Annotated in this window: 27 protein-coding genes; 13 read left to right on the plus strand and 14 right to left on the minus strand. The window is 67.9% G+C overall.

Going from position 1 to position 26,737, the window contains the following annotated elements; genetic code table 11:
• Positions 1-180: 180 nt before the first annotated feature.
• Positions 181-1,143, minus strand: coding sequence for a TAXI family TRAP transporter solute-binding subunit (locus tag AC1M14_RS00260; protein WP_102772927.1), 963 nt, complete (start codon positions 1,141-1,143; stop codon positions 181-183).
• Between the two features lie 258 nt (positions 1,144-1,401).
• Between AC1M14_RS00260 and AC1M14_RS00265 the strand changes: the two genes are divergently transcribed.
• On the plus strand, positions 1,402-2,541 hold the full coding sequence (locus AC1M14_RS00265; protein ID WP_479730736.1) for a DSD1 family PLP-dependent enzyme: 1,140 nt from the start codon (positions 1,402-1,404) through the stop codon (positions 2,539-2,541).
• A gap of 70 nt (positions 2,542-2,611) precedes the next feature.
• Here AC1M14_RS00265 and AC1M14_RS00270 read toward each other — a convergent pair whose 3' ends face one another.
• Positions 2,612-2,740 (minus strand): entericidin A/B family lipoprotein, encoded by a 129-nt coding sequence (locus AC1M14_RS00270; protein WP_209166023.1) that lies wholly within the window; start codon positions 2,738-2,740, stop codon positions 2,612-2,614.
• Between the two features lie 29 nt (positions 2,741-2,769).
• Entirely contained in the window at positions 2,770-2,955 is a 186-nt protein-coding gene (locus AC1M14_RS00275) for a CsbD family protein (protein ID WP_102772930.1), read from the minus strand.
• Between the two features lie 318 nt (positions 2,956-3,273).
• Here AC1M14_RS00275 and AC1M14_RS00280 point away from each other — a divergent pair, with 318 nt between their 5' ends.
• The gene (locus tag AC1M14_RS00280) at positions 3,274-3,474 is read left to right on the plus strand and encodes a hypothetical protein (protein WP_102772931.1); all 201 of its coding nucleotides are present in this window, start codon (positions 3,274-3,276) and stop codon (positions 3,472-3,474) included.
• Between the two features lie 43 nt (positions 3,475-3,517).
• Here AC1M14_RS00280 and AC1M14_RS00285 read toward each other — a convergent pair whose 3' ends face one another.
• Positions 3,518-4,483 (minus strand): Bug family tripartite tricarboxylate transporter substrate binding protein, encoded by a 966-nt coding sequence (locus AC1M14_RS00285; RefSeq protein ID WP_111826250.1) that lies wholly within the window; start codon positions 4,481-4,483, stop codon positions 3,518-3,520.
• Positions 4,484-4,679: 196 nt separating this feature from the next.
• Here AC1M14_RS00285 and AC1M14_RS00290 point away from each other — a divergent pair, with 196 nt between their 5' ends.
• Positions 4,680-5,873 (plus strand): acetylornithine transaminase, encoded by a 1,194-nt coding sequence (locus tag AC1M14_RS00290; RefSeq protein ID WP_479730737.1) that lies wholly within the window; start codon positions 4,680-4,682, stop codon positions 5,871-5,873.
• Positions 5,874-5,942: 69 nt separating this feature from the next.
• On the opposite strand, the gene AC1M14_RS00295 is transcribed toward AC1M14_RS00290, so the two are convergent.
• From AC1M14_RS00295 to AC1M14_RS00310, 4 genes are all read right to left on the minus strand, one after another.
• Positions 5,943-7,004, minus strand: a complete 1,062-nt coding sequence (locus tag AC1M14_RS00295; protein WP_209166026.1) for a Fic family protein — start codon at positions 7,002-7,004, stop codon at positions 5,943-5,945.
• A gap of 90 nt (positions 7,005-7,094) precedes the next feature.
• Positions 7,095-9,137 (minus strand): alkaline phosphatase D family protein, encoded by a 2,043-nt coding sequence (locus AC1M14_RS00300; protein WP_479730738.1) that lies wholly within the window; start codon positions 9,135-9,137, stop codon positions 7,095-7,097.
• Between the two features lie 114 nt (positions 9,138-9,251).
• Positions 9,252-10,826, minus strand: coding sequence for a serine hydrolase (locus AC1M14_RS00305; RefSeq protein ID WP_479730739.1), 1,575 nt, complete (start codon positions 10,824-10,826; stop codon positions 9,252-9,254).
• Between the two features lie 195 nt (positions 10,827-11,021).
• On the minus strand, positions 11,022-12,014 hold the full coding sequence (locus AC1M14_RS00310; RefSeq protein WP_258231399.1) for a GAF domain-containing DNA-binding protein: 993 nt from the start codon (positions 12,012-12,014) through the stop codon (positions 11,022-11,024).
• Positions 12,015-12,110: 96 nt separating this feature from the next.
• On the opposite strand from AC1M14_RS00310, the gene AC1M14_RS00315 reads away from it, so the two are divergent.
• Genes AC1M14_RS00315 through AC1M14_RS00335 form a run of 5 tightly spaced genes read left to right on the plus strand, consistent with a single transcriptional unit; the run spans position 12,111 to position 16,606 of the window.
• Positions 12,111-13,058, plus strand: coding sequence for a Bug family tripartite tricarboxylate transporter substrate binding protein (locus AC1M14_RS00315; protein WP_479730740.1), 948 nt, complete (start codon positions 12,111-12,113; stop codon positions 13,056-13,058).
• A gap of 34 nt (positions 13,059-13,092) precedes the next feature.
• Positions 13,093-13,935 (plus strand): GntR family transcriptional regulator, encoded by an 843-nt coding sequence (locus AC1M14_RS00320; protein ID WP_102773508.1) that lies wholly within the window; start codon positions 13,093-13,095, stop codon positions 13,933-13,935.
• Between the two features lie 21 nt (positions 13,936-13,956).
• A complete protein-coding gene (locus tag AC1M14_RS00325) occupies positions 13,957-15,228 on the plus strand; it encodes a 3-isopropylmalate dehydratase large subunit (RefSeq protein ID WP_479730741.1) in 1,272 nt (423 codons plus the stop codon).
• Entirely contained in the window at positions 15,225-15,749 is a 525-nt protein-coding gene (locus AC1M14_RS00330) for a LeuD/DmdB family oxidoreductase small subunit (RefSeq protein ID WP_479730742.1), read from the plus strand. The genes AC1M14_RS00325 and AC1M14_RS00330 overlap by 4 nt, the downstream gene beginning before the upstream one ends.
• Positions 15,749-16,606 (plus strand): isocitrate lyase/PEP mutase family protein, encoded by an 858-nt coding sequence (locus tag AC1M14_RS00335; RefSeq protein ID WP_102772940.1) that lies wholly within the window; start codon positions 15,749-15,751, stop codon positions 16,604-16,606. Before AC1M14_RS00330 ends, AC1M14_RS00335 begins: the two co-directional genes overlap by 1 nt.
• Positions 16,607-16,649: 43 nt before the next feature.
• Here the strand turns inward: AC1M14_RS00335 and AC1M14_RS00340 are convergent, their stop codons facing one another.
• Positions 16,650-17,555 (minus strand): LysR substrate-binding domain-containing protein, encoded by a 906-nt coding sequence (locus tag AC1M14_RS00340; protein ID WP_111826245.1) that lies wholly within the window; start codon positions 17,553-17,555, stop codon positions 16,650-16,652.
• Positions 17,556-17,659: 104 nt separating this feature from the next.
• Between AC1M14_RS00340 and AC1M14_RS00345 the strand changes: the two genes are divergently transcribed.
• From AC1M14_RS00345 to AC1M14_RS00355, 3 genes are read left to right on the plus strand one after another with little or no spacing between them, the layout of a single operon-like run.
• Positions 17,660-18,649, plus strand: coding sequence for a tripartite tricarboxylate transporter substrate binding protein (locus tag AC1M14_RS00345; RefSeq protein ID WP_209166031.1), 990 nt, complete (start codon positions 17,660-17,662; stop codon positions 18,647-18,649).
• A gap of 58 nt (positions 18,650-18,707) precedes the next feature.
• A complete protein-coding gene (locus tag AC1M14_RS00350) occupies positions 18,708-19,430 on the plus strand; it encodes a PIG-L deacetylase family protein (RefSeq protein ID WP_479730743.1) in 723 nt (240 codons plus the stop codon).
• Positions 19,427-20,128 (plus strand): 4-carboxy-4-hydroxy-2-oxoadipate aldolase/oxaloacetate decarboxylase, encoded by a 702-nt coding sequence (locus tag AC1M14_RS00355; protein ID WP_102772944.1) that lies wholly within the window; start codon positions 19,427-19,429, stop codon positions 20,126-20,128. The genes AC1M14_RS00350 and AC1M14_RS00355 overlap by 4 nt, the downstream gene beginning before the upstream one ends.
• 3 nt (positions 20,129-20,131) lie before the next feature.
• On the opposite strand, the gene AC1M14_RS00360 is transcribed toward AC1M14_RS00355, so the two are convergent.
• A complete protein-coding gene (locus AC1M14_RS00360) occupies positions 20,132-20,491 on the minus strand; it encodes a hypothetical protein (RefSeq protein ID WP_102772945.1) in 360 nt (119 codons plus the stop codon).
• A gap of 263 nt (positions 20,492-20,754) precedes the next feature.
• Between AC1M14_RS00360 and AC1M14_RS00365 the strand changes: the two genes are divergently transcribed.
• Both AC1M14_RS00365 and AC1M14_RS00370 read left to right on the plus strand, forming a co-directional pair.
• Positions 20,755-21,084 (plus strand): YegP family protein, encoded by a 330-nt coding sequence (locus tag AC1M14_RS00365; RefSeq protein ID WP_479730744.1) that lies wholly within the window; start codon positions 20,755-20,757, stop codon positions 21,082-21,084.
• A 52-nt stretch (positions 21,085-21,136) separates the two neighbouring features.
• A complete protein-coding gene (locus tag AC1M14_RS00370; protein WP_479730745.1) occupies positions 21,137-21,889 on the plus strand; it encodes an SDR family NAD(P)-dependent oxidoreductase in 753 nt (250 codons plus the stop codon).
• A 43-nt stretch (positions 21,890-21,932) separates the two neighbouring features.
• Here AC1M14_RS00370 and AC1M14_RS00375 read toward each other — a convergent pair whose 3' ends face one another.
• The 4 genes from AC1M14_RS00375 to AC1M14_RS00390 all read right to left on the minus strand — a co-directional run bounded on the left by AC1M14_RS00375 (position 21,933) and on the right by AC1M14_RS00390 (position 26,716).
• Positions 21,933-24,356: a TonB-dependent siderophore receptor gene (locus AC1M14_RS00375; RefSeq protein ID WP_479730746.1), complete on the minus strand. Its 2,424-nt coding sequence runs from the start codon at positions 24,354-24,356 to the stop codon at positions 21,933-21,935.
• 121 nt (positions 24,357-24,477) lie between these two features.
• Positions 24,478-25,431, minus strand: coding sequence for a FecR family protein (locus AC1M14_RS00380; RefSeq protein WP_479730747.1), 954 nt, complete (start codon positions 25,429-25,431; stop codon positions 24,478-24,480).
• Entirely contained in the window at positions 25,428-25,973 is a 546-nt protein-coding gene (locus tag AC1M14_RS00385; protein WP_479730748.1) for an RNA polymerase sigma factor, read from the minus strand. Before AC1M14_RS00385 ends, AC1M14_RS00380 begins: the two co-directional genes overlap by 4 nt.
• 140 nt (positions 25,974-26,113) lie before the next feature.
• Positions 26,114-26,716, minus strand: a complete 603-nt coding sequence (locus tag AC1M14_RS00390; RefSeq protein ID WP_102773511.1) for a TetR/AcrR family transcriptional regulator — start codon at positions 26,714-26,716, stop codon at positions 26,114-26,116.
• Between the last annotated feature and the right edge of the window lie 21 nt (positions 26,717-26,737).

Here is a 26,737-nt window from a genome sequence, read left to right on the forward strand (position 1 = left end):
GGCCGCTCGTGGCGGCCCTGCTCAAGCGCGCGCAGGGCGCTGCAGGTACATATAGCGCAGCCAAGCAGCACCCCCGCCGCATAAAACTACTGCCCCACAATCGGGGCCGCGTGGATCCGGCTCCGCCGGTCCACAGCGGCGCCCCCCTGGGGGGGAAGCGCCGCAGGCGCTCCGGGGGGGTCACTTCAACAGCCCGATTTCCTTGTAGAACTTCTCGGCGCCCGGGTGGAACGGAATGCCCGCGCCCTTGACCGCGTTTTCGCGCGTGATCAGCTTGCCCTTGGCGTGGCCGTTGTCCAGCGTCTTGCGGGTGGCGTCGCTGTACAGCGCCTTGGTGACGTCATAGACCACCTGCTCGGACAGCTTGGCCGAGGAGACCATCTGCGCGTTGACCGAGATGGTCTTGACCTCGCCCACGTTCTGGTAGGTGTTGGCGGCGATGGTGTCGGGCGTGAAGAACTGCTGCTTGGCGCGCAGCGCGTCGATTTCCGGGCCGACCAGCGGCACGATCTCGATGCCGGCGCCGCTGGAAGCCAGTTCCGCGATGGCGCCGGCCGGGGCGCCGCCCACGAAGAAGAAGGCGTCCAGGCCGCCGTCCTTGAGCTTGTCGCCCGCCTGGTTCGGCTTGAGGTATTCGGCCTTGATGTCCTTGTCGGTCATGCCGTAGGCGCCCAGGATCAGGCGCACGTCGACCAGCGTGCCCGAGCCCGGCTCGTCCATGGAGACGCGCTTGCCCTTCAGGTCGGCCACGCTCTTGATGCCGGCGCCCTTGCGCGCGACCAGGTGGATGCTTTCCGGGTACAGCGTGGCGATCAGCCGCAGATCCTGCGCCTTGGGCTTGCCTTCGAACGTGCCGGTGCCGCTATAGGCCCAGTAGGCCACATCGGATTGCGTGAAGCCGGCCTCGAACGAACCGCCCAGGATGCCGTTGATGTTGGCCACCGACCCGTTGGACGCGACCGCCGTGGCGATCAGCTTGCCGGGCTGCGACACCGCGTTGGCGATGATGCCGCCGATCGGGTAGTAGGTGCCGGCCGTGCCGCCGGTGCCGATGCGGAAGAATTGCTGCGCTTGCGCGCTGCCGACGGCGCCGACCGCGGCGACGGCCAGGGTCAGGGTGGTGATCCAGTGCTTCAGTTTCATGCGGGCTTCTCCGTGATTTCGCGATGATTGAATATCGTCGTTTCGTGCCGCCGGATCTTGCGCCCGGCGGCAAAAAACGCGCCCTCCCCTGGGGGCGTTCTTTATGATGAAATTCTGTCATGCCGACACCTTGTAGCCAATGCTTACGGAGCTATCGTTTACCAGGGGGTCGCATGGCATTTTGGTTATGACCGGCCCATATTTGGTTATGGTGTGAGGTTGCCTGCGACGCGGGTGCAGATAACGGAGCGTTCACCGATGTCCCTGGAAGTCATACGCGGCATAGCGCTGCCCCCCGCCGCCCAGCCGGGCGATCCCCTGGCCCGTATCGATACGCCCAGCCTGGTGCTGGACCTGGCGCCCTTCGAAGCCAACCTGCGCGCCATGCAGGCCTGGGCCGACCGCCACCAGGTGGCCCTGCGGCCGCACGCCAAGGCGCACAAATGCCCCGAGATCGCGCTGCGCCAGCTGGCCCTGGGCGCGCGCGGCATCTGTTGCCAGAAAGTCAGCGAAGCCCTGCCTTTCGTGGCCGCCGGCATCCGCGACATCCATATCAGCAACGAGGTGGTCGGGCCGGCCAAGCTGGCGCTGCTGGGCCAGCTGGCGCGCGCCGCCAAGATGAGCGTGTGCGTGGACAACGCGGAAAACCTGGCGCAGCTGTCGGCCGCCATGACGCAGGCCGGCGCCGAAATCGACGTGCTGGTGGAGGTGGACGTGGGCCAGGGCCGCTGCGGCGCGTCCGACGATGCCGCGGTGCTGGCGCTGGCGCAGCAGGCGCGCGCCCTGCCGGGCCTGAATTTCGTCGGGCTGCAGGCCTACCACGGCTCGGTGCAGCATCTGCGCACGCGCGAAGAGCGCGCCGCGGTCTGCCGCCAGGCCGCGGGCATCGCCGCCTCGTACACGCAGCTGCTGCGCGAAAGCGGCATCGCCTGCGACACCATCACGGGCGGCGGCACCGGCAGCGCGGAATTCGACGCGGCCAGCGGCGTCTACACCGAGCTGCAGGCCGGCTCCTACGCCTTCATGGACGGCGATTACGGCGCCAACGAATGGAACGGTCCGCTCACCTTCCAGAACAGCCTGTTCGTGCTTTCCACCGTCATGAGCGCGCCGGCTCCCGACCGCGTCATCCTGGACGCCGGCCTGAAGTCCACCACCGCCGAATGCGGCCCGCCAGCGCTGTATGGCGAACCGGGGCTGAGCTACGCCGCCATCAACGACGAACACGGCGTGGTGCGCGTGGCGCCGGGCGCGCAGGCGCCGGCGCTGGGCGCGGTGCTGCGCCTGGTGCCTTCGCACGTCGATCCCACTTTCAACCTGCACGACGGCCTGGTGGTGGTGAAGGACGGCGTGGTGCAGGACATCTGGGAAATCGCGGCGCGCGGATTCTCGCGCTGACCGGGCGCGGCACGCCAAAAAGCCGGCGCGCCATCGACGCGCCGGCCCTGATGCGGGGATGTCCGGGGCCCTATTGGGCCTTCTGCTGGATCTTTTCCCCGCCGCGTTCAATATCCTTGCCGGCGCCTTCCATCGTGTTGCAGCCCGCCGTGACGGCGGCGACTGCCAGCACCAGCGCAAGCCAGATTCGATGCGTCATGTTTTTCTCCTTTCGGCACACGGCCGCGACTATTTCTTGTCCAGCAAGTCGCGTGCCTGATCCTTGGCCTCGCCCACGTTGCGCTGCACCTTGCCGACGGTCTTCTCCGCCTTGCCCTCGGCTTCGGTCTGGCGGTTGCCGGTCACCTTGCCGGCGGTTTCCTTGATGGCGCCCTTGACTTCCTTGGCGGCGCCCTTGATGCGGTCGTTGTCCATGTCGTCTCTCCTTTTCAGGTTGCATGAACCGCAGGCCCGGGAGCCGCGCGAGGCCGGCTCCGGCTGCGGACGGACCCACTATAGAAATCGCGCGGCGCATGCGTAAGACGTGAGCGCACCAGATTGACTAGTGTTTTTGCACCTGCCGAGCGGCCCCCCAGGCGCGTTGCGGCGCGGTAGGGAAAAAACACTAGATGAATTCGTTCACCGTGATCTGTGCAGGCTGGATGGCCGCGCCTATCGTGGACTTGCACGGGCGGCCCGCGTTGCGGCGCTGCCCCCGGTGCAGCCAGCCTTGAACCTTTCAGGAGAAAAGCCATGCAAGCACACCAGCAACCCAACGACCCGTCCGATCCCACCCAGCCTCCCGGCCAGCGGCCCGGCGACGCGCCGGACAAGCAGGCGCCGGGTCAGCGCCCCACGCCGCGGCCCGGACAGGATGACACCGTACCCGGCCGTCCCGGCGACCCCGGACAGCCCGGCGATCCGGCCAAGCCCGTGGTGACCCAGCCGCTTTGAGGCAGGACGGCCCGGCGCAGACCGCCGGGCCGACAGCGGGCGCTCAGTCCACCTGGGCGCCCGACTGCTTGACGGCCTTGCCCCACTTCTGCACTTCGCCGGCGATGAACGCGCCGGTGTCCTGCGGCGTCATCGGCATGGGTTCGGCGCCGCGGTCGCGGAAGAATTTCTGCATCTCCGGCGCCTTCAGCACCTGGCCGATCTGCTGGCTCAGATAGCCCGTCACCGCCGGCGGCGTGTCGCGCGGCGCCAGCACCGCGGCCCAGCCGATGGCTTCGAAGCCCGGATAACCCGATTCCGCCACCGTCGGCACGTCGGGCAGCTGCGGCAGCCGCTTGGCGGTGGTCACCGCCAGCGCCACCGCTTTCTTGCTCTGCACGTGCGGCAGGCCGGCGGTCACGGAATCCACCATCAGCGGCACCTGATGGCCCAGGAAATCCGCCTGCGCCGGGCCGCTGCCCTTGTACGGAATGTGGCGGATGTCCACATCGGCGGCCGCCTTGAACATCTCGGCCGACAGATGCTGCGTGCCGCCGATGCCGGCGCTGGCGTAGGCCAGCTCGCCCGGATTGGCGCGCGCCTGCTCGACCAGCTGCTTGAGCGAGGTGATGCCCGAGGCCGGCGTGGCCAGGAACATCAGCGGCACCGAAAACACGCCCGACACCGGCGCGAAATCCTTGGTCAGGCTGTAGTTGATGGTCTTGTACAGCGTCTGGTTCACGGCCGCGGCGCTGCCCGCGATCACCAGCGTGTAGCCGTCCGCCGCGGCGCGCGCCGCCTGCTCCATGCCGATATTGCTGCCGGCGCCGGCCCGGTTCTCGACCACGATGGGCTGCTTGACCGCCGCGCCCAGCTTTTCGGCCAGCGCGCGCGCGAAGATGTCGGTGGCCTGGCCCGGCGGGAACGGCACGATCAGGCGGATGGGGCGTTCGGGATACTGCGCCTGCGCCGGGGCGCCGGCCGCCGCCAGCATCAGACAGGCCGCGAGACTGGAAAGAGTACGTTTCATGATTGGTCAGTAAAAAGCGACAAAGGGCTGCGCGCGGGGTCTGCGCCTGTTGCATAAAATAGAGCGCCCGCGCTGGCGGCCCTCTTGAGGCGGCCCTGGGGCGGATCGGCAGGGGTTCGTCACGATAGCATTCCCCCGCCGGTGCTACATTTCCCTTGTTTCCCCACCCCTGTTCTCTCATTCCGCAGGAACCGCCATGGAATTCAGCCAGTTCAACGTCAACACCCTCATGGAGATCACCGCCCGCCCGGACCTCGTGTTCGTGCGAGGCCAGGGGTCCTGGCTGGAGGATCACGCGGGCAAGCGATACCTGGACTTCGTCCAGGGCTGGGCCGTCAACACCCTGGGCCACTGCGCCCCGGAAATGCAGAAGGCCTTGCTGGACCAGTCCAAGCTGCTGATGAACCCCTCGCCGGCCTTCTACAACGAGCCGTCCATCGCCCTGGCCCAGCGCCTGACCGGCGCCTCGGTGTTCGACCGCGTGTTCTTCGCCAACAGCGGCGGCGAGGCCAATGAAGGCGCCATCAAGCTCGCGCGCAAGTGGGGCCAGGTCAACAAGAACGGCGCGTACAAGATCATCACCATGAATCACGGCTTCCACGGCCGCACGCTGGCGACCATGTCCGCGTCGGGCAAGCCGGGCTGGGACAAGATGTTCGCCCCGCAGGTCGAAGGCTTCCCCAAGGCCGAAATCAACGACCTGGAATCCGTGCGCAAGCTGATCGACGACCAGACCGTCGCCATCATGCTCGAACCGGTCCAGGGCGAAGCCGGCGTCATCCCGGCCACCAAGGAATTCATGCAGGGCCTGCGCAAGTTCGCCGACGAGCACAAGCTGCTCTTCATCGTCGACGAAGTCCAGACCGGCATGGGCCGCACCGGCACGATGTTCGCCTACCAGCAATCCGACGTGGTGCCCGACATCATGACGCTGGCCAAGGGCATCGGCGGCGGCGTGCCGCTGGCCGCGCTGCTGGCGCGCCAGGAAGTCTGCGTCTTCGCCCACGGCGACCAGGGCGGCACCTACAACGGCAACCCCCTCATGGCCGCCGTCGGCGTGGCCGTGTTCGACGCGCTGGCCGCCCCGGGCTTCATGGAATCCGTCAACGCCCGCGCCAAGCAGCTGTCCGAAGGCCTGTTGGCCCTGTCGGCCAAGTACGGCATGAAGGGCGAGCGCGGCCTGGGCCTCTTGCGCGCCCTGGTCATGGACCGCGACGACGGCCCCGCCATCGTCGAAGCCGCCCGCAACCTGGCGCCCAACGGCCTGCTGCTGAACGCCCCGCGCGGCAACCTGCTGCGCTTCATGCCCGCGCTGAACGTCACGGCCGAAGAAATCGACACCATGCTCAAGCAGCTGGATGGCTTGATTGCGCAGGTGCGCAAGGCGTGATTCAAACCTGCAGGCAGTAAACAGCAAGGGCCGCGATCATCGCGGCCCTCGTGCTTTGCGCGATGGGCGTTATTGCGGCCGTCCCGCGTCGATCCATCGCTGCACCTGCGCCATCGGCAGCCGATAACGCGCGCAGTTGTGCAGATCCAGTATGCGCAGCTCCCGGGCCAGCATCGGGCGCAATAGCCGGACCTCCTCTTCAGGCAGCGCCAGCGCGGCCACCGCGGCATCCGCCGTCCACCGTTCGCGCACCACCTGGCCGATCACGTCGTTCAACTTTTCCCGGAATCGCAGCCGCACGGGATCGGGCACGCCCGCCGCATCGAGCAGTATTGCGTACTTGCGGATCGAGCGGCGATAAGCCCAGGTGAACAGTTCCACCGCCAGCGTTACGTCGCAGTGTTCGTAAACGCCCATCATGGCGTGGGCGTAGTCGTGGGGCTCCACGTCAAGAAAGGACAGCGGCGCGTTGTTGTAAAGCATCAGCGGGATGTTCGACGACAAACGGCTGGTGCGTTTGTTGCCATCTTCGAAAGGCTGCAGATAGGCCAGGTTCACCCACAGGAAGAAAGCGGCTTCCACCGGGTTCTTGGTAAGCCGCGCCTTCTCCAGGATGTGGTCGAACATCTCCTGTAGCAGCGACGGCGCCTGCACCGGCATGTAGGTGCTTCCGCCGATATTGACCACGGCCTGCCGGATACGGCCCAGGCCCTGGGCGTCGGCCAGCAGGTCCTGCATCAGAATCGCATGCAGGTTGCTGATCACGGCCGACGTCAAGCCATGCGCGGGCACAGCATCGATCATGAACTCGATGGCGGCCTTGTGGTTGAGCAGCATTACCGCGTCCAGGTCCGCTCCCGCCGCGCCGAGCCTGAAGAGTTCCTGCGTGGCCAACAAGGAGTAGCGGTTGCCTTCCAGGCGCGAGGATGACCAGGACAGGTCCAGCAACAATGGCTCCAGGACACGGCGCGCGTAAGTGCCGGCCGGAAACTGGCCTTGCATGCCCCCTTCGTCGGCCAAGGCCTGGGCCAGCGATGGCGGCAACAGGGAACTCCGGTTCGGTACGTAGTCGTCGACGAATGCGCGTCGGTATTCCTTGGAGATTCGAAGAATATTTTCGCGGATGGTCATGATGTGAGCCAGGGGGATCGAATCGACTCAATTTAGCGGCAATCGGCTCATGCAATGAGCGGAATTGAGCTGATTCGAATAAACCCCAACCTACGCCGCCACCGTCACAGCCGCCGTCCCCGACGCCACCGTCAGCACCGTCTGCGACGCGACGGCGGGCAAGGCCGGCGCCTGCGTGCCGTCCAGCGGCTTGAGCTTGTGGAACACGCAGCGCAGTTCCGTCTCGGTCAGCGTCACCACCGCGAACCCTTGCGCGTCGGTGTCGATGTAGCGCAGCCAGTCGGCGTTGAACTGCTTCAAGGTGTCGTTGAACGTGTTTCTGATTTCGCCCGCCGCCTCGCCGTAGATCAGCGGCCTGGCCGGCGCGAAGGCGGGATCGGTGTCGACCACGTTCTTGAAATAGCTGAAGAAGGAATTGCTGGAGATGCCGGCCGTCACCAGGTCCACCATCACGGGCCTGGGCGTCGCGGCGTCGTAGTCGTCCATGACGGGGCCGGCGAAGAAGGCGTGGATGTCGCCCGTCAGCGCCACCAGGTTGCGCACGCCCTTGTCGCGCACGAAGGCCATCAGGTCCTTGCGCTCGGCGTTGTAGCCATCCCACTGGTCCGCGTTCAGCAGGTATTCGTCGAGCAGCAGCGAAGGCGGCAGCTGCGCGTCCAGCAGGGGCTTGATCTGCGCGGCGAAGGCCGCAAGCGGAATGCCCGCCTGCGCGTCCAGCAGCGCGGACAAGGCGGGATACGCGGTGACGGGGCTGCCGCTGGTGTGGTCGGCATCCTTCAAATCCTGCGCCAGCGCGGCCGCCATGAACGGCGCCAGCGGCGCCAGCGCCGGTTGCGCCGCCGCCAGGCCCTGCGCCAGCAGGCCGGCCACGGCCTGCGCGCCGTTGAACTGCATGCGCAGCAGCGAAACTTCGTTGCCCCACAGATTCCAGGACGTGGTGCTGGCGGCCAGCTGCGCCTTCCACCAGTTGCGCTGCGTGTCGCCCAGGATGGACACCGGCGTCAGCTGGCCGCCGGCGCTCGCCAGCTTCATCGCCTCGACCTGCGACAGCAGGCGCTTGGGCACGAAGTAGCGGCTGCCGATCTCGCTGCCTGCCTGCTGCTCGGGGATCACGTGGTCGGCGCGGTACAGGCGTTCGTCCGTCATCAGCAGCGTGGCCAGGCTGCCGAAGCGGAATGCGCGATAGATCTGGATGTTCTGGAACGACGGATTGGCCGGGTCCAGCGACACGTCGGCCGGCATGAACTCGAACCAGGCCTGGCTGGCGCCGCGGCGGCGCGCGGTGCCGGGCGTTTCGTCGTCCACGGTTTCGTAGGTCTGGCGGTCCTGCCAGCAGTCATCCGAGAATTCGTGATCGTCCCAGATGGCGATGACCGGAAAGCGCGCGTGCAGGGCCTGCAGGCGCGGGTCCGAACGGTAGCTGCGGTACAGGCTGCGATAGTCGGCCAGCGTCGTCGCGTAGAACGCGCCATCGGCCCGCGCCGTGCCGTCGGGCAGCGACAGCGGCGCATGCGCGCTTTCCACGCCGCCGGCCTGGAAGCCCGCCTTCACGGTTTCGTAGACGTAGTCGCCCAGGTGCACCACGAAGTCCAGGTCTTGCGCGGCCAGCTCGTCGAAGGCGGCCCAATGGTTCACGCTCCAGTCCTGACACGAAATGAAGGCGAACTTCAGTTGCGCCACCGCGGCGTTTTCCGCCGGCGCGGTGCGCGTGCGGCCGACGGGGCTGGTGCTGGCGCCCGCCACGAAGCGGTAGTAGTAGTTGCTGCCGGCGTCCAGGCCCGTGACCTTGTGGCGCACGGTGTGGTCCCAGTCGGGCTCGGCGCTGACGGCGGCATCGACCAGCAGCTGGGTGAAGGTCTCGTCGCGGGCCAGCTGCACGCGCACGGCGACGGCCGCGCCGTCATCGCCGATCACGCGGGTCCACAGGACGATGCTGTCGGGCCGCGGATCGCCCGAGGCGACGCCTTGCGGGTACTGGAAGCGCCGCGCCGGCGGCTCGCCGCCGCCGCCGTTGCCGTTGTCTACGTTGCTGTCGTCGCCGTCATCGTCATCGCTGTTGCAGCCGGCCAGGCCGGCGGTGGCGGCGGAGACGGTCAGGAAGCTGCCCCATTTAAGGAATTTTCTACGGTCCATGTCGAGCAATGCCCAAGGTAAGGCGGCGCCGGCGCGCGGCGCCGGGTTGGCGGAGGTGGCGCCGGTATTAGCGCACCAGGGCGTTGCATGGCGGTGACAGGACGGCGTGGCCGGCTACTTGCGGGTCCAGCGCCCGAAGCCGTTGTCGTCGTAGAACTTGATCTGAAAGCCTGGGGCCTGGCCGGCAACGAGCTTGAACTCGATGGACGCCAGCGAGTCGACCAGCTCGGCCTCGCCGGCGGGGGCGAAGGCGAAAGTGTCGCCGTTCCAGTGCCGCAGCGGGAAACGCATGCCCTTTGGTCCCAGCGTCAGGGTCAGGGCGCCATCGGCCTCCTGGACCTCGGCGGGGCCGTAGTAGGCGTTGTCGTAGCGGCCCGTGTACTGGCGCAGCGGCTGGGGCGGCGCAGGCGGCACGGGCCTGGCCTGCCTCGACAGGTCGGCCTGCGGCTCGAAAAAGCCGAGCATGGCGCCATGATAGGCCGCGTACCAGTCGCGCGTGGACCGGCCGTACAAGGCTGTATCGATGAATGTGGCGGCGACGGACTCGGCCGCGCCCACCGGCGCGCCATTGGTCAACACCACGATGCCGATCCCGGCCGAGGGCACGATTCTGAACGAGGTTCCCGTGCCCATCAGGAATGCGCCCGAATGCCCCATGGAAGGACGCCCGCCCGGCTCGGTATTGACGTTGAAGCCATAGCCATAAAAGCCCGATCGCGCATCCAGGTCGTGGGCGGGCGCGCTCACTGCCTGGGCGGACAGCGCGGGAAGCAGCGCGCCCGCGGCGATCATCGGCTTGCCCTGATAAACGCCATCGGCCAGCAGCAGTTTCAGCCACTGCGCCAGATCGACGACCGTGGACGATACGCCGCCGGCGGGCGCCTGCTGGTCGGCGTCGCGCTGGCCCGCTGGAACGAAGACGCCTTTCTGGTAGGCGTGCAGCACGGCGCGATTGGCGCGTGCTTGGAAATCGCCATAGCGGTAGCTGGTGGCATGCATGCCCAAGGGCTTGAACAGCGTGTCCTCGGCCAGTGCTTCCCATGGGCGGCCCGCCGCCCGGGCCACCGCCTGCGCGCCTATCGTGGTGCTGAAGTTGGCGTAGTGATAGGACGCACGGAAGGCGTCCAGCGGCAACAGGCGCAGCCGGGCCAGGACCTCGCTGCGTTTGAATCCCAGGTCTTCCAGGTCGTCGCCTGCCGTGCCGGGCAGCCCGGAGCGGTGCGCATAGAAATCGCCTATCGTGGCGTGCTCGGACACATAGGCGTCGCTCAGGCGGAAGTCCGGCAGATGCCGCAGGACCGGATCGTCCCACGCGACCGTGCCCCTGGAGACTTCGATCGCCGCCACCGTCGCCGACAAGGACTTCGAGATCGAGGCGATCTGGAACACCGTCTGCGCGTCCACGGGCGCGTTCCTGCCCGACTCGCGCGTGCCGTAGCCTTGCGCGAACACCGTCTCGCCGTCGATCACCACGGCCACCGCCATGCCCGGCACGCGGCTGCGCGTCATGATGTCCTGAACGATCTTCGGCAGCTCCCGGACGGCGCGCTCCCTGCTGCCGTCCGGGATGGCGACGGCGTCTGCCGGCGGGCTGGACGCGCGGTCGATGGCCACCGTCTGCGACCATGCGGCCGTGGCGCCGCCCAGCGCAAGCATGCATGCGGCGGCGATGAGTGCTTTTCCGTTCATGGTGATGTCCTCGGGATCGGGATTCCGCTGGATGGGCGATGCGGGAAACGCCGCGCGTCCTGACCGTGCGAACGCGCCGTCGCTTGAGAAATCATCCCAAGAATCCGTCGAGCCACCACCGGCGCAAGGACGAACCAACATGCCGGCATGACGAACCGCATGGACACGCAGACGCGCGGACACGAATCGCCGCGTTCAGATCCCCATGCGCTCACGCAGCTGCTTGCGGTAGGCGCGCGACACCGGCCATGCGCCGCCCACGGCGCGCATCCGGATCAGCCACTTGTCCACGCTGCGGCGATCCACGTCCATGACGTGCAACGCATTCGCAATGGCGGTACGGTGGACCCGGAAAAACCGCTGTTGCGGCAACAGGCTGGACCATACGCCCAGCGCCCGTGAATCGAGCACCATCGACCCGTCCTCCAGCCAGATCTCGCTGTAGTTTCCCGCGGACCGCACTCCCACGATCGCGTCGGGCCGCACGCCCCGCACCACGCCGCGCATGCGCAGATACACCACCGGCGCGGCGCCTTCGTGCAACGCCGCCCCTTTGGAAGCGCGCGCGTTCGAGTATCTGGCTTGTCCGATCAGGTTGGCGCACTGGAACGTCGCCCCGATTTCCGCCGCGGACCAGGTCCGGTGCCTGACCGTCGTATCGAAACCGATGATCCCGTGGAGCTTCCCGTCGTGGAAAACCGGCACGCTGAGCACGCTCTTGTTCCCCTGGCGCTGGAACTCCAGCTGGATGGTCCGCGCCGTGCGCGGCATATCGTTTACGTCATGGATGGCCACGGCCTGGCCTTGCACCATGAACCGATGCAGCCACGCGATCAGCGTGGTCGGCACGTCCTGCAGCTCGGCCACATACGGCTGCGTCCGGCATCGACACCATTCATGCGTATTGCGCAGCCGCAGCAGGTCGGGACGGTATTCGATCATCCATGCCCGGTCCGCGCCCGAAGACTCGCCCATATACGCCAGATGTTCCGAAATCGCATCGTCGACGGGATGCCGAAGCAGACTCATCGCGCAGCGATAAGGCCAGTCCGATGGCGGACTGGTTTGCAGCACGGTCACCGCGTGCGTCGTGTACTGGCCAGCATCCTTCACTTGCGATTCCCCCGGCGGCCGGATCGAGCATCGTCCGTGCGCGGGAATTTTCGCCGTGGTGATCAGGAATGACAAGGTTTCGAGGCGGGAACGGATGACGCTTGCTTGCCTCCGCAAAACCAGCCACGTATACTTGTATTAACATCAATACAACATACCAGGAGACAACCCATGCGCCGCTTCATTTCCGGCTGCGTGCTCGCAGCTGTTTTCGCGTTCCCCGCCATGTCGCAGGAAGCCCCGATCCGCCTGATCGTCGGCGCGCCGCCCGGCGGGACGACCGATACCGTCGCGCGCAACATCGGGCAGCGCATGGCGCAGGAGCTGAAGCGGACGGTGCTGGTCGAGAATCGTCCCGGCGCCGGCGGCAACATCGCGGCCGACTACGTGGCCAAGTCCAAGGCCGACGGCAGCACGCTGCTGGTCACGTTCACGAGTTTCTCGATCAACGCCTCCCTGTATCGCAATCTGCCGTTCGATCCGGTCAAGGATTTCAAGTCCATCAGCATGCTGGCCAACGTGCCCAGCGTGCTGGTGACGCGCAAGGACTTTCCCGCCAACGACATGCCCGCGTTCGTCAAGGAAGTGAAGGCGCATCCCGGCAAATACACGATGGCGATCGGCGCGCTCGGTTCGTCGCTGCACATGGCCGGCGAACGCATGAAGATGATGTCGGGCCTGGACATCCTGAACGTGCCGTACAAGGGCACCGCGCCGGCCATCACGGACCTGCTCGGCGGCCAGGTGGACATGATGGTCGCGAGTTCGCTGAACGCCTTGCCGCACATGAAGTCCGGCGCGCTCAAGGCGCTGGGCGTGACCAGCCCCAAGCCGCTGCCGCAGTTCCCCGACGTGCCGCCCATCGGCGACACGATCAAGGGCTTCGAATCCAATGCGTGGTTTGCGATGTTCGGCCCGGCCGGGCTGTCGCCCGAAGTTGTAAAGTCGCTGAACGCCGCCGCGCGCAAGGCAGTGGATACGCCGGAGTTCCGGCGCCTGCTGGAGGGCGAAGCCGCCACGGCCGTGAGCAGCACGCCCGAGGAGCTCGACGCCTTCGTGCGCGAGGACATCGCGCGTTACGCTGAAATCGTCAAATTCACCGGCGCCACCATCGACTGAGCGTCGCCTGGTCCGCCTTTTCCGGAGCATGTCCGTGTCCAAGAATCCGCTTCCTCTGTATCACCAGGTCTATCTGTTGCTCAAGCAACGATTGGCGGGCGGCGGTTTTGCGGGAGGCGCGCCGATGCCTGGCGAGAATGCCCTGGCCGAGGAATACGGGGTCTCGCGCCTGACGATCCGGCGCTCGCTGGAGGCGCTGGAGGCCGACGGCCTGATCGAGCGCCGCCAGGGCCGCGGCACTTTCGCCGCCGACAGCAAGGGCTGGGTGGACGCGCCGCAGGCCGGGGCGGGCATGGAAGCGCTGATGCGGCATTTGTCGAACATGGGCATGCAGACACAGGTGCGGGTCGTGTCGCTTGCCGTCATGCCCGCGCCGGCGGCGGTGGCGGCGGCCATGGAACTCCCGTCCGGCGCTGCCGTGCAGCACGCGGTGCGCGTGCGCAGCTACGAGGACGCGCCGTTCTCGCATCTGGAGAGCTATGTGCCCGGCGACATCGGCGCGCGCATCCGCAAGGCCGATCTGAACAGCCGGCCGCTGCTGGCGATATTCCGGGAACTGGGCGTGCGCGTGGCGCGGGCGCAGCAATCCATTTCGGCCGAACTGGCGAATCCGCAGATCGCCGCGGCGCTGGAAGTGCCGGTGGGTTCGGCGCTGCTGACGCTGCGCCGGCTGGTGCGCGACGACGCCGGCCGGCCGGTGGAATGGCTGCTGGCGCGCTACCGCCCGGATCGCTACGAATACCGCATGGACATGCAGGCGCACGAGACCAAGGGCGAGCCGAACTGGCTGCCGGCCGGCGTGGGCGCGCCCGGCCCCGCGCCGCTGCCGGCGCGGCCGCGCGCGTCCAAGGCCGGGGCGCGGACGGCGCGGATCTGACGCAGACACCAGGAAGCAATCATGCCTGAGCAAACCCTGGCCCAGAAGCTGCTGGCGGCAGCCAGCGGCCGCGACACGGTCGCGGTGGGCGAAATCGTCACCTGCCGGGTCGACCTGGCGATGTTCCATGATTCCAGCGGTCCGCGCCGCCTCAAACCCATGCTCGAATCGCTGGGCACGGGGCTGTGGGACCGCGACAAGGTGGTGCTGGTGATGGATCACTACGTGCCGGAGTCGGACGACGAGTCGCGCCGCATCGTGCGCATCGCGCGCGACTGGGCGCGCGAACAGGCGCTGCCGCACGTCTACGATTCCATCGGCATCTGCCACGTGGTGGTGCCCGAGCACGGCCACATCCGCCCCGGCATGTTCTGTGTGGGAGGCGACTCGCACTCGCCCACCGGCGGCGCGTTCGGCGCATACATGTTCGGCGTGGGCAGCACCGAGATGCTGGGCGTGGTGGCCAGCGGCGAAATCTGGGTGCAGGTGCCGCAGACGATCGCCATGCAATGGGACGGGCGGCTCGCCAGGGGCGTCACGGCCAAGGACATGGCGCTTGCCATGATCGGCCGTTTCGGCATGAACGGCGGGCGCTACCAGGCGGTCGAGTTCTGCGGCGAGGCCGTGCGCGCGCTGTCGATGCAGGAGCGCATGACGCTGTCGAACATGTCGGCCGAGCTGGGCTCGCAGGTGGGGCTGATCGCGCCCGACCGGGTCACGCTGGATTATCTGCACGCCGCCGGCGTGCCGCGCGCGCACGACATCGACGTGGCGCACTGGCGCACCGACGCCGGCGCGGAAGCGGAAACGCACCGGTTCGACGCCGATGCGCTGGCGCCGCAGGTGGCGGCGCCGCACAGCCCCGCCAACGCCGCGCCGGCGGGCGATTATCCGGCCACGCCGATACAGGCGGCCTATATCGGCGCCTGTACCGGCGCCAAGCTTGAGGACCTGCGCGCCGCCGCCGAGGTGCTGCGCGGCCGCCGCCTGGCCGCCGGCGTGACGCTGATGGTGGCGCCCGCCAGCGCGCGCGACCAGCAGCGCGCGCAGGAAGAAGGCGTCATGGATGCGCTGCGGGACGCGGGGGCGCAAGTGCTGCCGAATTCCTGCGGCGCCTGCTCCGGCTATGGCGGGTCGATACCCGAAGGCGTCAACGTCATCTCGACCACGGCGCGCAATTTCAAGGGGCGCATGGGCGCCGAAACCGCCCGGGTGTTTCTCGCTTCGCCCTATTCCGTGGCGGCCGCCGCGCTTGCCGGCCGCATCATCGATCCCAGGGAGGTGCTGGCATGACGACGCCCGCTACCCGTCATCGCGTCTGGCGCGTGGGCGACGACGTCGACACCGACCAGCTCGCGCCCGGCGCCTACATGAAATTCGGCATTGAGGAGATCGCGCGCCATTGCCTGCAGGGCGTGCGGCCCGAGTTCGCATCGAGCGTCAGGCCGGGCGACGTGCTGGTGGCCGGCAGCCATTTCGGCATCGGCTCCTCGCGCGAGCAGGCGGCGGCCGCGCTCGTGCATCTGGGCGTGGCCGCGGTGATCGCGCCGAACTTCAACGGCCTGTATTTCCGCAATGCGTTCAACGTGGGCCTGATGCTCGTGACCTGCGAGCGCGCCGCCGAATTGCAGGAAGGCGAGTCCGTCACGCTCGATCTGCCGGGCCGGCGCGTGCTGCGCGCCAACGGCGATGCGCTGCCGTGCGCCGAAGTGCCGGGCTTTCTGCTCGACATGGTGCGCGCCGGCGGCTTGATGAATCTACTGAAGCGCCGGCTCGCCGATGGCAGCCTGGCGCGCCATCCCCTGAGGGCATGATGACCGTATCCGTGTTGAAGTCCCGGCTCGACGCCGGACATGCCGTGCTGGCGCCGGGAATCTACGATGCGCTTACGGCGCTGATCGCGGAGCAGGCCGGCTTCGAGGCGCTTTACCTGTCGGGCGCGTCCATCGCCTATGCGCGGCTGGGACGATCCGACGTCGGACTCACCACCTATACCGAGGTGGCCGACACGCTTGCCCGCATTACCGAACGCGTGGACACGCCGGTGATCGTGGACGGCGATACCGGTTTCGGCAACGCGCTCAACGTGCAGCGCACGGTGCGCGGCTTCGAACGGGCCGGCGCGGCCATGATCCAGATCGAGGACCAGAGTTTTCCGAAGCGCTGCGGCCACCTCGCCGGCAAGAGCGTGGTGCCCGTGGCCGAGATGTGCGGCAAGCTGCGCGCCGCCATGGACGCCCGCGACCGCACGCTGATCCTCGCCCGCACCGACGCGCTCGCCGTCGAAGGGCTGGACGCCGCGCTCGAACGCGCCGAACGCTATCTCGAATGCGGGGTCGACGCCATCTTCGTGGAGGCCCTGCGCACCGAAGCGCAGCTCGACGCCGCGTGCGCGCGTTTCGCGCACCGCGTGCCGCTGCTGGCGAACATGGTCGAGGGCGGCCAGACGCCCGTGGAAAGCGCCCAGGCGCTGGCCAGGCGCGGTTTTCGCATCGTGATCTTCCCTGGCGGCGCCTCGCGCGCGGTCGCGCACATGCTGAAGGGCTACTACGGCAGCTTGCGCGAGCACGGCAGCACCGCGCCATGGCGCGATCGCATGATGGACTTCGACGGCCTGAACGAGACCATCGGCACGCCCGAGTTGCTGGCGCTGGCGAAGTCGTACGAATGAGGCACGGCGCCGCCGCCGCGCGCCGGTCAGGATAGCGGCAGCTTCATACGGCGGCGCCGGCGGTGGGCCTGACCTCGTCGACGAAGCGCCGCAGCAGGGGCGACGCGTCATCGCGCCGGTACGCCAGAAGCAGGCTGCTGGTCGCGTCGGGCGTATCCAGCTCGCGGTACACCACGCCCGGAATGCCGGTGCGCGCGTAGGTGTCCGGCAGCACGGAGATTCCCATGCCCGCGGCCACCAGCCCGACGATGGTCGCGCCTTCGCGCGCTTCCTGCATCAGACGCGGCGCGAAGCCCGCTCGGCTGGCCAGCACCGTCACGTGCTCGAACAGCCCGCAGCCCAGCCCCCGGGGAAACAGGATGAAGGCCTCGTCGGCCAGCGCCGCCATCGGCAAGGGGTCCGGCCGCGCCGCCAGCGCATGCCAGGCCGGCAGCACCGCGACCAGGCGGTCGGTCCACAGATTCAGGGTCTGGATATTGGGAGGCGGGCAGAACAGCAGCGACGGGCGCAGGAAGCCGACGTCGACGCTCTTGTCGGCCAGCGCCTGCAATTGCTGTCCGGTGGACATGTGAATCAGGTCTGCGCGCGCCGCGGGATGATTGTCGCGGAACGAGCGCACCACGCGGGGGAACGCCTCGGCCATGGGCACCGAGGCCGTGAACGCGATCCGGATCTCGCCCGCTTCGCCCTTGGACGCCAGGCGCACGACTTCGGCGGCCCGGTCCAGATTGCCGAGGGCCCGCCGCGCCTGGTCGAGAAACAGGGCGCCCGCCTCGGTCAGTGCGACGTTGCGCTTGTTGCGATCCAGCAGCACCGCGCCAAGCTCCGTCTCCAGGGCCTTGATCTGCAGACTCAGCGGCGGCTGGCTGACGTGCAGGCGCCGGGCGGCGGCGCTGAAGCTCAGTTCCTCGGCGACGGCAACGAAGTAACGCAGTTGGCGGAAATCCACGGTTATTTGAAAACCAAATAAATCGGCTATCGCAAAAGTATTGGACGATATTAGTCTGACCCGCGCACCATGTCGACACTAGAACAACGACACAGGAGACAGCAATGCAGGTCTATTCCCGACAACTGGGCCGGCTCGGCGCCGTCCTGGGGCTGGCCGCCGCGATGGTGGCGCCTTTCGGCGTCCGCGCGGCCGACGGCTTTCCGGACAAGCCGGTGCGCATCGTGGTGCCGTATGCCGCCGGCGGCGGCGTGGACATCGTGACCCGGTTGATCACGCAAAAGATGTCCGATGAACTGAAGCAGCCGGTCATCGTCGACAACCGCCCGGGAGCGGCCACCAATATCGGCATGGAGCACGTCGCGCGCTCTGCTCCCGACGGCTACACCCTGCTGACCGCCTCGAACACGCTGGCCAGCAACGCCGCCCTGTTCCCGAAGCTGAGTTTCGATCCCGCCAAGGATTTCGCGCCGATCGGCGCCATCGGCTACGCGCCGCTGGTCGTGGTGGTGCGCAGCGACGCGTCCGCCAAAAGCCTGAAGGATCTGGTGGCCGAAGGCCGCGCGCAGCCCGACAGGCTCAGCTATGGCTCGGCCGGGAACGGGAGTTCGGGCCACCTGGGCAGTGAACTGCTGAAGGCCGAGGGCGGCTTCAAGGCGCTGCACATTCCGTACAAGGGCGGCTCGCCCGCCGTCACGGATCTGCTCGGCGGACGGCTGTCGTTCATGTCGATCAATCCGCTCGAAGTTGTCTCGCACATCAAGTCCGACAAGTTGCGCGCGCTCGCCGTGCTCAATCCGCATCCGTCCAAACTGTTGCCCGACGTGCCGACCGCGGCCGCCCAAGGGCTGCCGGGCGCCGACGCCACGGTGTGGTGGGGACTGGTCGGCCCCGCGGGCATGCCGCCGGCCGTGGTGCAGCGCTTGAACCAGGCCCTGCAGGCCGCGCTGGCCGATCCCGCCATCAAGCAACGCATGGGCGAGATGGGCGCCGAGATCACGCCGGGCAGCGCCGAGGACTTCGGCCGCTTCGTTGCCGAAGAAACGGTGAAGTGGGGCAAGGTGATCCGCGCGGCGGGCATCAGCGCGGATTGAGCCCGCATGGGCGGGACCCCGGCGGCAAGGCCGGTTTACTTTTTCCTGGGATGAAAGCATGAGCAGCACAACGCAACACGGCCTGGTCGTCAGCGCCCATTCGGCCGACTTCGTCTGGCGCGCCGGCGGCGCCATCGCGCTCTATGCGCGGCGCGGCTGGATCATGACGGTCGTGTGCCTGTCTTTCGGCGAACGCGGCGAATCCGCCAAACTCTGGCGCGAGCCGGGCATGACCCTGGACCGCGTCAAGGCGGCGCGCCGCGACGAGGCCACGCGCGCGGCCGGCATACTCGGCGCCTCGGTGCGCTTTCTGGATTGCGGCGACTATCCGCTGCGGGTGAGCGACGACGCCCTGTTCCAGCTGGCCGACATCTATCGCGAATTGCGGCCGGCCTTCGTGCTCACGCATTCGCTCAAGGACCCGTACAACTTCGACCATCCGCTGGCGACCCACGTGGCGCAGGAGGCGCGCATCATCGCCCAGGCGCACGGGCATCGGCCGGACCAGCCCGTGCTGGGCGCGCCGCCGGTGTTCCTGTTCGAACCGCACCAGCCCGAACAGTGCGAATGGAAGCCGGAAGTCCTGCTGGACATCTCCGAAGTCTGGGACGTCAAGCGCCGCGCCTTCGAAACCATGGCGGCGCAGGAACACCTGTGGGAGTACTACACCCGCGTGGCGCTGCAGCGCGGCGTGCAGGCCTCGCGCAATTCCGATCTGAAGATCACGCATGCCGAGGGATACCAGCGCATCTTCCCGCAGGTCACGGGAGCGTTCGCATGAGCACGCAGGCAATCGCCGTCCGGAACATCGCCCGCGCTGACGCCGCAATCATCGCGCGCCTGCAGGCGGCGGGCGTCGCCACCGTCCATGAGGCCCAGGGCCGCAGCGGCCTGCTGCGCCCCAGCCTGCGTCCGGTCTGGCGCGGCGCGGCCGTCGCCGGCAGCGCGGTCACCGTGCTGGCGCAGCCGGGGGACAACTGGATGCTGCACGTCGCGGCCGAGCTATGCCAGCCCGGCGACGTGCTGGTCGTGGCCTGCACCACCGACAACCATGACGGCATGTTCGGCGAACTGCTCGCGACCTCGTTTGCCGCGCGCGGCGTTCGCGGCCTGGTCATCGACGCGGGCTGCCGTGACGTGCTTGCGCTCGAGGCCATGCGTTTCCCGGTCTGGGCGCGCGCGATCTGCGCCAAGGGAACGGTCAAGGCCACGCCGGGCAGCGTCAACATCCCAGTGGTGTGCGCGGGCGCGCTGGTGCGTCCGGGTGACGTCGTCGTGGCCGACGAGGACGGCGTGGTCGTGGTAGAACGCGAGCGCGCCGCCGATGTGGCCGAAGCGAGCGAGGCGCGCCTGCATAAGGAAAACCTCACGCGGGCGCGCCTGGCGGCCGGCGAACTGGGACTGGACATCTACGGCATGCGCGACAAACTGCGCGAGGCCGGCCTGGTGTATGTCGACTCGGCGGAACCGCTCGGATAGTTCTCAGGCGACCAGCCGCAGATGGCGCTTGACGACCGGAACGGTGGGTTGCTGTTTGACCAGGCTGACGGGCACGAACTCCAGCGGCTTGCGCCCCGCCGCGGCGTCGCTCAGGCTGGCGGTGAGCAGCATTGCCCGGGATGCGCCGGCCGCGGCGCGAAGGCTGCGCGCCAGTTCCATCGCCTGATGTTCGGCCATGTCGCGCGATGGCCAGACCGTGCCGCAGAAGTGCGTCTTGCACATGGGTATCTGCCGAGCATGGTCGATGACGTCCACATAACCCCGAAATGCGCCGTATTCGACCTCCATGACGTTGGGACGGACCGACGTGAAGGCTTGCGGCGTTTGCGAGCTGGTAGCCATGATGGGTTTCCTTTGAGAGGAACACGAAACCATCCTAGCGCATAACTGTTGCGGATTTTGTGGCGCTTTGCAGTTGTTTAGATAGCTGTCCGGAGGTGGCGAGGTGAAATAAAAGGTTGCGAAAGTGGATTATTGGCCTGCCTAGGGGCGGACGGGGGCCGTGTACCCGGATTGCCCGGCGTGCATTATGATCTGCCGGCGTTCAAGTGTGCGCATCGCGGTATTTTCCAGTTCCTAGACCAAGCCAGATATTGGAGATTTCTATGAGCGGTTACTACGATTTGAAGCGCAGCGGCGATCAGTACATGTTCAATCTGAAAGCCGGCAACAACGAAGTCATTCTTACGAGCGAGCGGTACACCACCAAGGCCAGCGCTCAGGATGGCATCGCATCGGTCCGCCAGAATTCGCAGGCCGATGCGCGGTATCAGTTGAAGACGGCCACCGATGGTTCGCCCTATTTCACCTTGACCGGGGCAAACGGCCAGACCATCGGGCGCAGCGAGATGTATTCCTCCACGGCCGCGCGGGACAAAGGCGTTGCGTCCGTCAAGGCGAATGGCGCCACGCCTACCGTGAAAGACAATACCTGAGCGTTACGCCGGCACGGCACGCCGTGCCGGCCGCCGCCCAAGAGATTCTGCAATGTCCAATCCCCAGTATTTGCGTCCCGTCGCGCTCGTCACGGGTTCGACTTCCGGCATAGGCGAGGCCATCGCCCGCCGTCTGTCGCGGGACGGCTACGCCGTGGTCGTGCATTCGCGGCGTTCGGTCGAGGCCGGCCATGCCCTGGCGCGCGAGCTGGGCGAGGCGGTCTATGTGCAGGCGGATCTGGCGGTCGATGGCGACAGGGTCCGGCTGGTCCGCGAGGCCGTCGCGGCATGGGGGCGGTTGGACGTGCTGGTCAATAACGCGGGCATCAGCCGGGTCATTCCTCACGCGGATCTGGCCGCCGCCACGCCGGACATCTGGCATGAACTGCATGAGGTCAATGTGGTTGCGCCGTTCCGGCTGGTGGCCGAGGCGCAGGCCGCGTTGCGAGAGGCGGCGGCGCGGGGCAGGCCCGCTTGCGTGGTCAACGTGAGCTCGCACGCCGGGATCAGGCCCAAAGGCGCATCCATTCCTTATGCGGCGACCAAGGCGGCGCTCAATCACGTGACGCGCCTGCTCGCGCTTTCGCTTGCTCCGGACATCCGGGTCAATGCGGTCGCGCCCGGCCTGGTGGATACGCCGCTGACGGCCGACTGGACCCAGGCCCAGGCCTTGTGGCGCGACCAGGCGCCGATGCGCCGCGCGGCCGGTCCGCAGGATATCGCCCAGGCGGTCTCCCTGCTTGTGGCGTCGGACTATCTGACCGGCGAGGTGCTGCTTTCCGACGGCGGTTTGAACCTGACGTAGGCGCGGGGCGCGCAGGCCCCGCCCGTACCGTCGGTGTTTCGCGTCAGTACTTCGCGCGCAGATTCAGCATCACGCTGCGCGGCTCGCCATAGTAGTTCGACCCATACGCCGCCCACACGCGCTGGTAATAGACCTTGTCGAACAGGTTGTTCACGGTCAGCGTGGCGTCGAGGTGCTTGTTGAAGCGGTAGCCGGCTTGCGCGGACACGGTGGTGTACGGGCGCTGCTCGAACTTCACCGGGCCGTTCATGCGGTACATGCTGCTGACGCTGCGCAGGCCCGCGCCCAGCGACAGGCCTTCGAGCGCGCCGGTGGCGAAGGTGTACTTGGTCCACAGGTTGAAGGTGTGGCGCGGCGTGATGAAGGCGTATTGCTGCGACTTCTGTTCCTCGGTGCCCTTCAAGGTCTTGGTGGCGGTGTAGGCGTAGCCGGCGGTGATGTCCCAGCCCGGCGCGGGGCTGCCGCTGATTTCGGCTTCGAAGCCCTGGCTGCGCATTTTGCCGGCCGCCATCGAGAACAGCGGGTTGTCGGGGTCGGTCATGGCGCGGTTTTCGTCTTCCATGCGAAACAGCGCCGCATGCGCGTTCAGGCGCTTGTCCAGAAATTCGCCCTTGAGGCCGATCTCGACCTGTTTGCCGGTGCGCGGGTCCAGCAGCTGGCCGTTGACGTCGGTGACGGTCTGCGGTGTGAAGATGCTGGTGTAGCTGGCGTACGCCGACACCTGCTCGTTGAGGTCGACGACCAGCCCCAGGTAGGGCGTGAATTTGCCGTCGATGTCGCTCGTGGTGTTGGTGAACTGGTTGAAGTAGGCGTTGCGGTTCTGGGTGCGGTTCTGCCACCAGGTCAGGCGCCCGCCGGCGATGAGGGTGGCGGCGTCGGCCACGCGCAGGTTGGTGCGCGCATACAGGCCGTACTGCTCGGTCTTGCCGTCGTTGCCGTTGGTGAACTGGTAGTCCGGCTTGGGGATGTCGTTGTCGGGGTGGTAGAGATTGATGTCGGCGTTGTCGCCGCCGCCATAGCGGAAGTTCTTGTGGATGTTGCGGTAGTCGGCGCCCACGATCAGTTCGTGTTCGCGGCCGAAGGCCTGGAACGGCGTGGCCACGAAGGCGTCCAGGCCGTAGGTCTTCCAGTGGCTGCGGTACTTCCACGAAACCAGGCAGGTGTCGCCGGTGACCGGATCGACCGCGCAGTCGGACCAGCCGAATTCGCGGCTGGGTTCGTCCTGTTCGCGGTAGACGCCGCTGACCTTGATGCGTCCGCCATTGGACAGGCGGTGTTCCACGTCGGCGAAGTATTCGGTGATTTCTTCGGTGATGTGGTTCCAGCTGGGGTCCAGGTTGGTCGAGCGGCGCACGTCGAGCAGGCTGCCGTCGGTGTAGCCGGGCAGGCCGAAGAACGGGCGGCCCTTGTATTGCTGGTAGGTGGCGCCGGCGCTGAGCACGGTGTCGGGCGTGAGGTCGAAGCTCAGCGTGCCGTAGAACAGGGGCTTTTCGGTGTAGACGCCGTCGACGAAGGAGCGCCGGTCGTCATAGGAGGCGACCACGCGGCCGCGCAGCCGGCCGTCGCTGTCGAGCGGGCCGGTGAGGTCGGCTTCGGCGTAATAGCGGTCCCACGAGCCGGTCATGAGCTGGCCGCCGAAGGCGAATTCCTTTTGCGCGCGCTTGCGCACCAGGTTGACGGTGCCGCCGGGGTCGCCCGCGCCCTGGAACAGGCCGGACGGGCCGCGCAGCACTTCGATGTGGTCGTAGATGGCCAGGCCGAAGCCCGAGCTCAGGTCGTTGCCGGTGCTCGCCGGGGTGTTGACGCCGTCGACCTGGATGGTGTCGAGCGCGTAGCCGCGCGAGTAGAAATTGCCGTGGTTGCCGCCGATGCTGCCGGCCTCGACGGTGATGCCGGTGACCGTGCGCATGGCGTCGTCCAGGTTCACCAGGTTCTGGTCGTCCAGCAGCTGGCGCGTGACGACGGAGACCGATTGCGGGATCTGGCGCAGGCTTTGTTCGTTCTTGCCCAGGGCGACGGCGGGTGTCGTGTAGGAGCCCGTGCCTTCGGTGGTGGCGGGATCGTGGCCGGTGACGGTGACGGGCGCCATGGTGGCGGCGTCGGCGTCCGGGGACCCGGCCGGCGTGCGCACCACGAAGCCCGTGGCCGTGGGTACGGCGACCAGGCCGCTGCGCATCAGCAGGCGGTTCAGCGCGGCCTGCGCGCTCAGGTTGCCCGAGACGGCGGGCGCCTGCAGGCCGGCGACGGCGTCGGGACTGAACAGCACCTGCACCTGCGCCTGGCGGCCCAGCGCCACCAGCGCGTCGGCCAGGCTGCCGGCGGGCAGGTCGAAAGCGTGCGTCGGCGCGCTCTGCGCGTGGGCGACGGACGGCGCGAAGGCCTGGACCGCCAGCGCGGCATGCATGGACAGCGCGCACAGCAGCGCGTAACGGCCGGCGGCGAGCCGGCGGAGATGGCGTTGCGCCATGGACTTTCCCCAAGTCAAAAAAGCCGATCCAGTAGCGGATCTACACCGGGGAAGACGCGCCAGCCGTCGAAACCCGTACCTGCCGGAAGAAAAATAATTCTCAATTATCCGGACGCGGGTTTCAGCGGCTGGCGATGACCGCCGAGCCATCGGGCCGGCGGTCGAGCGTGACGGGCAACAGGCCGGGCAGCGTGTCCAGCAAGGCGTCGGGCTGGCGCAGGTCCAGCGTGCCGGACAGGCGCAGGCCGCGCGCGCGCTCGTCGGCGAAGCGCACCGGGGCGCCGCGGTACAGCGCCAGGTAGCCGGCCAGCTGCTGCAGGGTCGCGTCATGCACCACCGCCACGCCGTTCTGCCAGGCGCCGATTTCGCTGGCGGCCACGCGCTGGCGGTCCAGCAGCCGGCCGTCGGCGCGCGCCAGCAGCACGCTGTCGCCGGCCCGCAGCGTGTGCCGCCTGTGCTCGTCCGCGCCCTCGGCGGCCAGCATTACCTGGCCGCTGCGCACGCCCACCTGCAGCATGTCGGGCAGCAGCAGCACGTTGAATTCGGTGCCGATGTCGCGCAGTTCGGCGCCGCCCGCCTGGACCACCAGCGGGCGCCGGTCGGGCGCGGCGTCGATGTAGACCTCGCCGCCTTCGATGTCGATGCGGCGCTGCGCCAGCGTGTAGCGCACGCTGACGCGGGTGCCCACGTTGGCATGGACGCGGGTGCCGTCGGCCAGCACCAGGCTGCGGGTCCGGGTGGACGCATTGGCCACCGATTCATAGTTCACGGGCAGGTACTGGTAGGCCAGGCCCGCCGCCAGCAGCAGGGCGGCCAGCGCCCCGCTCCAGCGCAGCAGCGCGGGCCGGCGGGCCGGCCGCGACATGCCGGCCCGCGCGGCGGCCGGGCGCGGCAAGGCCGCCATGTCTTCCCAGACCTGCGCCAGGCGGTCGTATTCGCGGCGGTGTTGCGGCGATTCGGCCAGCCAGGCCTGAAACGACTGTTCGGCCTGCGGATCGGACGCGCGTTCGCGGCGGCGCATGAACCATGCGCTCGCGGCCTCTTCGACAGCGGATAGGGAACGGGACCGGATCATGATGCTTCGCCGTGGACGTGGCGCTTGCAGTGCGCCAACGCCAGTTGCAGGTGCTTTTCCACCGCCCGCACCGAAATGCCCATGCGGCGGGCGATCTCCTCGCAACGCAATTCATCATACCGATAAAGCAGGAAGGCCTCGCGCTGGCGCGCGGGCATGGCGTCGATGGCGGCCTGCAGGCGGCGCAGGCGCTGGTTCACGTCGGCGCGCGCCTCGGGCTGGCTGGCGGGATCGGCGGCGAGGCTGTCCGCGGCGGACTCGAACTCGCGATCGTCCAGGCTGGCCGCCAGGTGCGCGCCGCGCACGTTCTCGCGGCGCCAGTGGTCGCGCAGCAGGTTGCGGGCGATTTCGTACAGGTAGGCGCGGGGCTGGGCCGGCGGTTCGGCGCCGTTGCCGGCGGCCAGCCATTTGGCGAAGGTTTCCTGCGCCAGGTCCTGGGCGGCTTCGGGCGAGCGCTTGAGCTGGCGGTTCAGGAAACCGACCAGCTCCGCGTTCCAGGCCTTGTACGCCTCGGCGATGACGCCGAAGAAACGCTCCCCCATGATGCCCCTGAGTCCCCGTCCGCCGTGCGGCCGGCGGTCCGGGCGCATCGCCATGAGTTGAATGGAATGATAATGATTCCTATTGTATCAACTTTGCGCGATGCGGGGCGGCGGATGGCGGGCGCTTGCCGCGCCCGCCGTCATGCGGCGGCGATGCTTTCCAGCGAACGCGCGCGCGCCATCGCGAACTGGGCGTCGTCGCCCATGGCCGCGGCGACGTTGGCGATGGCCTGGTAGGCCAGCAGGTCGAACGCCAGCCTGGCGGGGTCGGTGGCGGCCGGCAGTTCTTGCGCGGCGACGGCTTCGCGCGCCAGGGTCTCGAAGCGCTGCCGCGCCTCGTCCCGGTGCTGGCGCACGCGGTCGCGGATCGCGCCGGGCCGGCCGCGGTATTCGCTGCTGGCCGCGGTAAGAAAGCAGCCGCCGGGCAGGCTGCGGTCTTGCACGAACTGGAACCAGCCCGTGACCAGCGCGCGCAGCCGTTCGCCGGGACTGGCCAGCGCCATGGCCGGCGCCACCACGGCGTCGCGGTACAGGTCCACCGCGCTTTCCAGCGTGGCGAGCTGCAGCGCTTCCTTGTCGCCGAACAGCACCTGGATGTTGCCCTTGGCCACGCCGGCCTCCGTGGCCAGGCGGCCGAAAGTCAGGCCTTCCAGCCCTTCGACCGAGGCGATGCGCGCCGAATGGGCCAGCACGCCGGCGCGCGCTTTTTCGCCCCGGATGCGGCGGCGATCCGTTTCAACCATGAGTCCGTCCTCGCTTGTCAC

The organism is Achromobacter sp. SX5 (assembly GCF_056711425.1).